The sequence below is a fragment of the Streptococcus sp. 2021WUSS126 genome (genome assembly GCF_044427255.1).
GTDB lineage: Bacteria > Bacillota > Bacilli > Lactobacillales > Streptococcaceae > Streptococcus > Streptococcus hashimotonensis.
The window spans coordinates 1-9,917 of record NZ_JAOTGI010000037.1 but is presented as its reverse complement, the minus strand read 5'-3'; the positions used below and the strand labels follow the sequence as shown (position 1 = coordinate 9,917).

Annotated in this window: 7 protein-coding genes and 1 pseudogene; 1 reads left to right on the top strand and 7 read right to left on the bottom strand. The window is 41.8% G+C overall.

Annotated features, from left to right (window positions below):
* Positions 1-316 precede the first annotated feature (316 nt).
* From recA to ODU39_RS10060, 7 genes are all read right to left on the bottom strand, one after another.
* The gene (recA, locus tag ODU39_RS10090) at positions 317-1,468 is read right to left on the bottom strand and encodes a recombinase RecA (RefSeq protein ID WP_398580368.1); all 1,152 of its coding nucleotides are present in this window, start codon (positions 1,466-1,468) and stop codon (positions 317-319) included.
* 51 nt (positions 1,469-1,519) lie between these two features.
* Entirely contained in the window at positions 1,520-2,722 is a 1,203-nt protein-coding gene (locus ODU39_RS10085) for a competence/damage-inducible protein A (protein WP_398580369.1), read from the bottom strand.
* 36 nt (positions 2,723-2,758) lie between these two features.
* The gene (locus ODU39_RS10080) at positions 2,759-3,328 is read right to left on the bottom strand and encodes a DNA-3-methyladenine glycosylase I (protein WP_398580370.1); all 570 of its coding nucleotides are present in this window, start codon (positions 3,326-3,328) and stop codon (positions 2,759-2,761) included.
* 696 nt (positions 3,329-4,024) lie between these two features.
* The gene (gene ruvA, locus ODU39_RS10075; RefSeq protein ID WP_063076944.1) at positions 4,025-4,615 is read right to left on the bottom strand and encodes a Holliday junction branch migration protein RuvA; all 591 of its coding nucleotides are present in this window, start codon (positions 4,613-4,615) and stop codon (positions 4,025-4,027) included.
* A gap of 39 nt (positions 4,616-4,654) precedes the next feature.
* Positions 4,655-6,592 (bottom strand): DNA mismatch repair endonuclease MutL, encoded by a 1,938-nt coding sequence (gene mutL / locus ODU39_RS10070; RefSeq protein WP_398580371.1) that lies wholly within the window; start codon positions 6,590-6,592, stop codon positions 4,655-4,657.
* A 117-nt stretch (positions 6,593-6,709) separates the two neighbouring features.
* Positions 6,710-8,233, bottom strand: coding sequence for a quinol oxidase (locus ODU39_RS10065; RefSeq protein WP_398580372.1), 1,524 nt, complete (start codon positions 8,231-8,233; stop codon positions 6,710-6,712).
* 190 nt (positions 8,234-8,423) lie between these two features.
* Positions 8,424-9,644 (bottom strand): bifunctional folylpolyglutamate synthase/dihydrofolate synthase, encoded by a 1,221-nt coding sequence (locus ODU39_RS10060; protein WP_398580373.1) that lies wholly within the window; start codon positions 9,642-9,644, stop codon positions 8,424-8,426.
* Between the two features lie 137 nt (positions 9,645-9,781).
* Here ODU39_RS10060 and ODU39_RS10055 point away from each other — a divergent pair.
* Positions 9,782-9,917, top strand: a pseudogene (locus tag ODU39_RS10055) (IS4 family transposase); the annotation flags it as partial.

The window sequence follows — 9,917 nt, the reverse complement described above, 5'->3', positions numbered from 1 at the left end:
AAATTTTACAAGCATCAAAATCGAGAAAAAGTACGCATTTTTGATATAAAAAGAAAACCTCTCTAAACCCTTGATATGCATAGAGTTAGGGAGGTTTTTGTCGTTTCAAACTGTCAAAGACGGGATTATATCATAAATTCCCTCGGTCTGCAGACCTATTTTTTGAAAAAACATTAAATTTTAGGGTAAAAATTCGGTTTTTATTAGAAAAAAGCCTAGAATCTCCAGACTTTTTCGTGCTTATACTAAACAACTTTACACTAACCTATAACAGATAGGTAGAAATAGTTCAATATTAAATCTATTTTGTTAGGAATTAATCTTCTAATTCAATACCGCCATCAAGATCTAGGATAACATCTTGGATTTCTTCCGCAACAACAGGAGCTTCTTCGGTCGCAACCTCTTCAACTCCATCTGCTTCAATCAAACCATAATGAATACGAATCTTGCGGTCAATTTCATCAAAGATGGCTGGATTATCTGCTAAGAATTTCTTAGCATTTTCAGAACCTTGGCCAATTTTCTCTCCATTATATGAATACCAAGCACCTGCTTTTTGGATGATGCCGAGGTTGCTACCAATCTCAATCAATTCACCTGTGCGAGAAATTCCTTCACCGTACATGATTTCAACAACAGCTTCTTTAAATGGTGGCGCCACCTTGTTTTTCACAATCTTCACCTTGGTTTCCTTACCAACGTTTTGATCTTTCTTGTCGCCTGTTCCTTTGATTTGTGTGTTTCCACGAACATCCATACGGACAGATGCATAGAATTTAAGCGCACGTCCACCAGGTGTTGTTTCAGGGTTACCAAACATGACACCGACTTTTTCACGCAACTGGTTAATGAAAATAGCTACTGTTTTTGTCTTGTTGATGGATGCACCGAGTTTGCGCATGGCCTGACTCATCATACGAGCCTGCAAACCAACGTGGCTATCACCAATATCACCGTCAATTTCTGCACGTGGTACAAGGGCTGCAACCGAGTCAACAACAACCAAATCAACAGCACCAGAGTCAATCAACTTACCAGCGATTTCAAGACCCTGCTCTCCTGAGTCTGGCTGTGACAAGAGCAACTCATCAATATTGACACCAAGAGCTGCTGCATAGGCTGGATCCAAGGCATGCTCCGCATCGATAAAGGCAGCAATACCGCCATCTTTCTGGGCTTGAGCTACTGCATGAAGGGCAACAGTTGTCTTACCTGAGCTCTCTGGACCGTAAATCTCAATGATACGCCCCTTCGGATAGCCACCCGCTCCAAGCGCAATGTCGATTGACAAGCTACCTGAACTCATGACTTGAACTTTTTGCTCAGCACGCTCACCAAGACGCATGACAGCACCCTTACCAAAATCTTTTTCAATTGATTTTAGGGCATCATCCAGCGCTTTTTTACGCTCATCGCCAAATTTCTTTGTAATATCTTCTAATTTTTTTCCTGATTTCTTAGCCAATGATTTTCTCCTCTTTTCTTAGTCAAACTATTATAGCAAATATCTGCTATTTCACAAAGTGTTTCGTACAAAATCCCAGGCCTGCAAACAAGCAAGCTGGCGAAGGTATTGCCACGAATAACCACCTAAATCTATCTCTTTTTTGGAAATACCCGAGGTCGTAGCCAAAGTGAGATATACTTTTGCAAGTACGTTGTCCTCTGTTGATTCCGGTTTGATAAGCACAGACACAGCCAAACCTAAATCAGCTTGCAGCTCCTGCCGAATGCAGTCAGCTTCCTCTGATAGCCTGCCCGATTCTGTCCCTAGCTGACCGATGACTTTCCCTAGCTGACCGATGACTTTCCCTCCGCTAAAATACGGCTGATCAGCCAAAGCCAAACTCAATTCAGCTTGCAAGAGACCACCTGTCCCCTGTTCGACGATGGCTATAGTTTGTTTTTTCTCTATCAAACAAGACGCTACCATTTTGACCAAACTATTGTCCTCTCCGTAGGCATAGAAATAGTCTGCCAATTTGTCACGTTTCAAGATTTCTTCTTCCAACTGATTCAAACGTAGATTTGCTTCTTCTTGGCTGGTCGCTTTGGTGGACAAGCGTAAAGTCACCTCTCCAACCTTAGCATAGGGTGCAAGAGTTGGGTCTGTCTGCTTGTCAATCAAGTCCGCCAAAACAGTCACCAGCTGGCTTTCACCAATGCCAAAAAAGCGTAGGACACGCGAATAAAGTTGCTGCTGAGATTGGGACAGTAAAGGCAAGAGACTCTCAGAAAACATGGCCTTGAGCTCACTTGGTGGGCCAGGCAAAACAATATAGGTTACACCATCTTGCTCAATCATACCACCAACAGCTAAACCAGCTGGATTCTGTAGCGCCTGACTTCCCTCCACAATCTGTGCCTGGCGTTCATTATTTGGTGTACGGACACGACCTGGGCGACTGGCAAAGAAGCGGTCTAATTTTGCCATAGCCAACTCATCAAACACAAGATTTCTACCTAAGAAGGTCGCCAAGGTCTGCTTGGTCAAGTCATCCTCAGTTGGACCAAGTCCTCCACAGAGAATGACCAAGTCGCTCCGCTGACGGGCTACTTCCAGTACAGACAGAAGCCTGTTTTCATTATCTCCAACAGCTGTGTGGAAATAAACATCAATTCCCAGCTCTGCACATTTCTCCGAAAGGAACTGAGCATTGGTATTAACGATTTGGCCTGTCAAAATCTCCGTCCCAACGGCGATTAGTTCTGCTTTCATATTCCTCCTCTGTCTAGGGTGCGATTGCTCGCTCATCTAATTAGTTCGTAATTTCTTTCCAATCTCACAAGTTTCTTCATGTTCATTCAACAGACCTGCTGCCTGCAAATAAGAATAAATACAGACAGGACCTACAAATTTGAAACCTCGCTTTTTCAAATCTTTTGAAATTCGCTCAGACAAGTCGTTCTTGGTCGGCAATTCTCGGAAGGACTTGACAGGGTTGTCGATTGTTGCACCGTTCACCCATTCCCAAAGATACGTATCAAACGTGCCGAATTCCTCCTGTACTCGAAGAAAAGCCTGGGCATTGGCGCGGGTAGCGTACAGCTTTGCCTTGTGACGGATGATATGTGAATTATCCAAAAGTGCATCCAAATCTTCATCGGTCATTGTTGCAACCTTTTGAATATTATAGTTGAAAAATACGGAGCGAAAAGCCTGCCGTTTGTTGAGAACAATTTCCCATGAAAGTCCTGCTTGGTAGGATTCCAAGCAAAGCAACTCAAACAAAGACTGCTCATCGTGAAGTGGCTTGCCCCATTCTTCATCATGGTAAGCAATATAAAGTGGATTATTTAGATTAACCCAAGCACAACGGGACACAGAAACTCCTTTTTACATACAGTTTACTCAATATAGTCGAATGAATTAGCTTTCAGACAAGGAACTGAGGCGCAGGTTGCTAGAACAGCCTAATGGGCTGTTCTAGGTTGGAAATAAGACTTGAGAAACAAGTCACTTTCGTAGAGTACGGCAAAGCGAAAGTGACGATGTATCAAAGCTAATTAAAATGACTATACTTTTAGCTACTTAATTCAGCAACCATCATACTGGTACGGTAATTGAACACGGACTAAGGACTGTGAGAAAATAGGAAACCTGCCTAGAGCCTAAAGGCTCTGCGTTAGGTTTCCTATTTTCTCTTTGTCCTTTACTTCCTTTGTATCTTATTACTTGAACACGGCTACGATACTTTGCAAAAAGATAAAGACTTCCTAGATGCCAAAGCATCTGCGTCAGCTTTCCTATTTTGCTTTGTATCGCTTAACGTCCTTTGTATCTGGACACGACATGAGCCGCAAAAATCGACATTGTTTTTGTGGCGAATTAGTAAGGTACCTAGGCAAGTCGCAAATAGCGATTGCCGTAGTATGATGAGTTACTTTAGTAACCATCATACTGGTACAGTAATTGAACACGGACTAAGGACTGTGAGAAAAAGATAAACCTGCCCAGAGCCTAAAGGCTCTGCGTTAGGTTTCCTATTTTCTCTTTGTCCTTTACGTCCTTTGTATCTTATTACTTCATCAACATTTTGAGAGCTGACTTGATGTAGTTTTCTGCGGTGTCATTGGTGCCGTCGAAGAATTTCTTGATTTTCTTGAGTTCAGCTGGTCGGTAGCCAAGAGCTTCCATGGCTTCCATAGCTTCTTCGAGGGCGATATTTTCACTGGATGGTGCTACTTGTTGGACAGGACCAGCTTCTTCGCTCATGACAAACTTGCCTTCCAGGTCCAAAATCATCTGCTGGGCTGTTTTCTTGCCAATCTTTGGAAACTTGGTCAGGTAGGTAATGTTTTTCTGCTCAATGGCACGAACAAGCCCATCATTATCATCGACAGCAATAATAGCCAGAGCTGTTGTTGGACCAATACCTGATACTGAAATCAGACTCAGAAAGACGGATTTTTCATTTTCTGTAGCAAATCCGTAGAGCAGATGAGCATCCTCACGAATCACCTGATGAGTATAGACAGTCACTTCTTGCTGGACTTGTCCTGAATAGGCGTAGGGGTTAGCAACCTGCAAGATATAGCCTACTCCTTGCGTTTCTACCACAATGTATTTTGCAGTTATTTTCGTTAAAATTCCTTTGATATAGTCGTACATATACTTCCTTTACTAGTGTGTCAACTCTTTGTCAACGGTTTAATACTTGCCCAATTCTCGCAAACTCGTGTGATTTTCTTGAATGCGACGGAACATTTTTTCCATGTCCGATTTGCTAAAATGCACTAAAACTGGACGGCCGTGCGGGCAATTATAGGGATTTTGGCAGTAAGACAATTGTCTCAATAAATCACGCGCCGAATAATCATCCAAAGCATGGTTGGCCTTGATTGACCGTTTACAAGACATCATGATAGCCAGTTCTGCCCGATACTGCTTGATTGACACCTGATCCGTCAAGAGCAACATGTCACACATCTCATAGATGCCAGACTCAATTTCCTCTTCCTTCATCCAAATAGGATGTTCACGCAGAATAAATTGATTAGCTCCATATTCTTCTAAGTTGACACCAACTTGACGGAGGGCATCCATTTTGTGGACAAGGTTAAGAGCATCATTCTGCGGAAATTCAAAAATATACGGTACCAATAACTGTTGAGCTGAATTGTCAACCTGTCCAATTTTCTCACGATAGTATTCGTATTTGACCCTCTCTTGTGCGGCATGCTGGTCAATGATATAAAGTCCTGTCTTACCTTGTGCAAATAAATACGTCCCATGCATTTGACCAAAATATTCTAACTCTGGAAATGTCGATGTTTCCTCCTGGTCTAATTTATCTGCCAGTTTTGCCAATTCTTTTGCACTTAGATTAGGATGCTCCTGATCTTCTGATTCCACCGACTGACGTTCTGCAAATTGAACGGATGTAGGTTTATTTTCGACAGGCGACTCAACAATCTCTTGCCTATCCTCTTCGAGAGGTTTGACATCCTCAGCGACCACGTCTGGTTTTAAGAAGAAGTCTTGCTTAATCGTATCATAATAGATTTTTGGCTCTTTGAGTGGTAAGGTCCCTTGCTCTACTTTTACTTTTGGTCGAGTACTTGACTGAGCTAAATTCTCAAGAGCATCTGGTATCAAGTCCTGCTCTTTAAGCGCTTGACTAATCGCCTCTCGAATCAAGGTCATGAGTTCTTTTTCCTTGGAGATGCGAACTTCCTGCTTGGTCGGATGCACATTGACATCAGCCAAATAAGGATCAATCTCAATAGAAATCACCGCCAGCGGAAAGCGTCCAACCATCAACTTACTACCATAACCTTCCAAAATCGCTCGATTCAGCAAAAAATTCTTGATATAGCGACCATTGATGAAAATGGAAATGTAGTTGCGGTTGGCACGAGTCAACTCTGGCAAGGAAACGTAACCTGAAATCTGAAAATCCAGGTCTTCTGCCTCAATTTCAACCATTTTTTTGGCAGACGCAATCCCATAAATCCCTGAAATTGCCTGACGAAGTTTCCCTGTCCCTGCAGTTCTAATTAATTCTCGTCCTTCATTTACTAAGGCAAAAGCTATTTCCGGATGAGCTAGACTCAATCGATTTACAACATCAACAATATGTGATAATTCAGCCTGTTGACTGCGAACGTATTTGAGACGAGCAGGGGTATTGTAAAATAAATCCGAAATAGTAATCTGCGTACCAACTGGACGACTAACGGGCTCTTCTTTCTCGATGACACCACCTTTGGCCTCCAAATGAAGTCCGTGTGTAGAGTCTGCTGTAGCTGTCTCAATGACCATATGACTGACAGAAGCAATGGAAGGCAGAGCTTCTCCACGAAAACCGAGGGTGCGAATACGAAACAAATCCGATTGACTTTTTATCTTACTGGTGGCGTGACGGCGGAGGGCAAGCGCTACTTCATCAGGGGCAATTCCCTCTCCGTTATCCGTGATTTGAATCATTTTAAGGCCAGCCTCTTCAACACTAATTTCAATCTGACTAGCCCCTGCGTCAATGGAATTTTCCACCAACTCCTTAACCACACTGGCTGGTCGCTCAATGACCTCACCAGCCGCAATCTGGTTGGCTAATATTTCTGGTAGTTCAATAATATGTGACATCATTTCTCCTGCATTTCTTTAATAATTTTTCCCGAATGCTTATTTTTCCATTATACCACATATCCACTTTCCCTACTTTTCCCAGATAGGCTAAAGAAAAAATGACTGCCTGAGCAATCATTCATTCTTTTGATAAATCGTAAAGTAATCCGTTGTCTGAACAGACTGGTACTGTGATTCTAAATTTGTCTTGATTTCATCTAGAATTGGCAAATTCTTATTGATGACTACAAATTTTGCCTCATTTTTATTGATGTCATACATCAAGCTATTTTTATTGTCGTCAGTATTCAGATAGGGTTCTGCTGTAGTAATCGTTGCGGCAGATAAGCGTTGACTTGAAAGATATATGCTTGCGCTATTATCCCAAACATAAATCTTGTCCGAATCTTTCGTTTGTTCACCAATGTAATTGGCAACTTGTTCACGGTCTGTTCTCAAATCTCCCTGTATCAAATAAAGATAAGCAGGTTGAGCGATAATACCCAAGCAAATAGCTAACGGAAGAAAGAATTGACGACGTAAATATCCACGATGATCTTCTACATCTTCATCACGCAGGTAAACGACTGACATCGCAAAACCATACGGTAAAAGAAGAATGAGTTGGCTCCATTGAAAGTTTGCATTCCCAATAATAAAGACACATTGAACTAAGAAAGTCAATAATAGGAGAACTTTGATATAGGTATGTCTTCCTTGTTTGAAAGAAAACACCATTTGGATGAAACTTTTAAAGAATCCAGATAAGAGTAAAAATACAGACACAATCGCCAAGGCTAAATATAGATAGGAATGGTGAAAGTCTAACTGTAAGTTATAAAGGAAAGTTTGTTGAATAGCTGTCCCCAGAATCTGCGCCTCAAAAGCATAATAACCTACCGCATATAGAATCAGAAGAAAACCAAAAATGGTCGCTAATAATTGATAGATTCCTCGAGTAACTTGGCGGTATTGGATATTAAAAATAAATAAAACTAGACCCGCAACTAACCAAAGAATCAGACTTTTTGGGTAAATTAAAAATACCAATGCTGCATCGATTCCGTAGAGGATAAATGCCTCATCACGCACTGCATTTTCAAAATAGCGGACCAGAAACCACACACTAGTCAAAAGAAACGGAAGAGCAAACATTTCTGCATACATCCCTCCAAAACCAAGTGCAAAAATAAATACATAGAACCAATGACTAGAACTTGTCGCTAGGTGTTCTGACTGACTAAAATAAGCTACAATCTTATAGAAATAGATTCCCGCTATCAGTAACGCTATAAACTGGAGGATTCCAAAGATAATGAAAGTCCCTCCCAGATGACCTAAGAAAGCAAGTAAGTATAATAATAACCCGCTTGTCCCAAAGAAATCACCATAAGGGATTTGTCCATTTGCCATTGCCATCCCTGCATATAAATTTTGAGTTTGTATATTGGTTGCAAATGGCATTAGCAGTGGATTGGCTACGCTAAAAATACTTAAAACTAAGCTCCAAACAAGAGCTGGCCAATACTTTGTCTTTAATACTCTTTCATGAAATTCACCATTCAATTGCACTTGCTGTCTGCGTGATGCTCTACGACTACGCCGATAAGTTTCCTCAGGATGAGTAACTACGTCCGAAACTACATCTAATTCTGTCATTTTCTTCTCCTTGGATTTGCTTTCCTTATTATATCAAAAAGCACTCCCGATGTCATTTCCTATCGGGAGTTCTAGAAATTTTTGCAAACTGTTCTAACTGGCGAAAGGTATGGCGTTTGAGCTTTTCAAATTCCTTTAGAAATGCTATTTTTTCTGCATGTGTCATACCTATTTATTCGCAAAAAGATATTCATTTTTTAAAAAGCCGACGAACTTCTGAGATAAAGTAGAGAGAGCCTGTGACAATCAAAATACCTTGCTTGCTAGATTTCCAGTCTTCTATAAACTGCTGATAGTTCTCAACATAATCTCGTCCTTGCCGGTTTTCCTCAGACAAGGCACCATCATAAGCAAAGCTGGTTAATATAAGGGCAATATGTGGTAACTTTTCGTCCAATAATTCCAGCATTTCTTGAAAGTCCTTGCGCCGAAGAGCTGAAAAGAGAATGGTAACAGGCTCTTCTTGAACCTGAATAAATTCAACCAAACGTTCGATAGCGGGGACATTGTGGGCTCCGTCCAAATAGATTTTTGGCTCTTGAGCAACCAATTCCAAACGACCAGGCCAGCTGGTTTGGGCAAGGGCTTGTTGAATCAACTGAGGTTGAATGTCTTTTTGGATATTGGTCATATAGAGTAGAAAAGTTTGTAGGGCTACGGCCGCATTCTCTTCTTGATGATGGCCTGCCAGACCCAGAACTAATTCTGACAGGTCGATGTCCGTATTGCTGAACTGTCCTGCTTTATAGGTGAATTCCTGACCAAATTGGTAGACAGGTGCTTGTTTATCAAGGGCAATTTGGCGACAGATGGCTGTGGTTTCTGGACAAAGTGGTCCAAGGACGACAGGCACGTTTTCCTTGATAATCCCTGCTTTCTGCTCTGCTATTTCCCCTAAAGTCGAGCCTAATAAATCCTGATGGTCCATGCCGATGGAGGTGATCACGCTTAGGGCTGGTGACACGACATTGGTCGTATCCAAAAGCCCTCCGATGCCGACCTCTACTAGTGCCACATCGAGCTGCTGGTTCTGGAAATAGAGGAACATAATGAGCACCATGACCTCAAAATAGCGGAAAGGCTCATAGCGAGCGGCGATTTCCTGCTCCAAGTCGTAGACTTTCTGTAAATAGTGCTGAAAATCATGGTCAGAAATGGGCTGGCTGTCGATACAAATCCTGTCGTGTACGCTCACCATGTGGGGTGACACGAAACTGCCGACACGCAAGCCATGTGCCTGAAATAGCTGGCGCATAAAGGCAATGGTCGATCCCTTGCCATTGGTTCCAGCAACATGAATGACCGGCACTGCAAACTGGGGATTTCCTAGCTGTTCTAGGGCATACTCAATCTTTTCCATCTTGTAATGAAACACCTGACCTTGCTTGGTGTTTAACCAATTTTCTAACATAGCCACCTCCTACATACTGTCTAGTATAACAAAAAAGAGGCTGGATCCATACCGCAATGTCATTAAGTTAGCTAACCTATCACGTTTTGTGGTAGGTTAGTTTTTTATGTTACACCAGAAATAAAAGGGGAAAAATCATGCTAGACCAGATTAAAGCTCATTTACTTGATAGTATTAACGACATCGTTTCCACCGCAAACCAGTTTGTGCTTCATCCTGAAAAAGATTTTAGTCGGAAAAGTCAGCTAACGATGAAAACCATGATTCAAGCTA

Bases quoted from the DNA above. Each gene is read 5' to 3' on its own strand.
- ruvA (WP_063076944.1), bottom strand. From the start codon at position 4,615: ATGTACGACTATATCAAAGGAATTTTAACGAAAATAACTGCAAAATAC.
- ODU39_RS10060 (WP_398580373.1), bottom strand. From the start codon at position 9,644: ATGTTAGAAAATTGGTTAAACACCAAGCAAGGTCAGGTGTTTCATTAC.
- mutL (WP_398580371.1), bottom strand. From the start codon at position 6,592: ATGTCACATATTATTGAACTACCAGAAATATTAGCCAACCAGATTGCG.
- ODU39_RS10085 (WP_398580369.1), bottom strand. From the start codon at position 2,722: ATGAAAGCAGAACTAATCGCCGTTGGGACGGAGATTTTGACAGGCCAA.
- ODU39_RS10065 (WP_398580372.1), bottom strand. From the start codon at position 8,233: ATGACAGAATTAGATGTAGTTTCGGACGTAGTTACTCATCCTGAGGAA.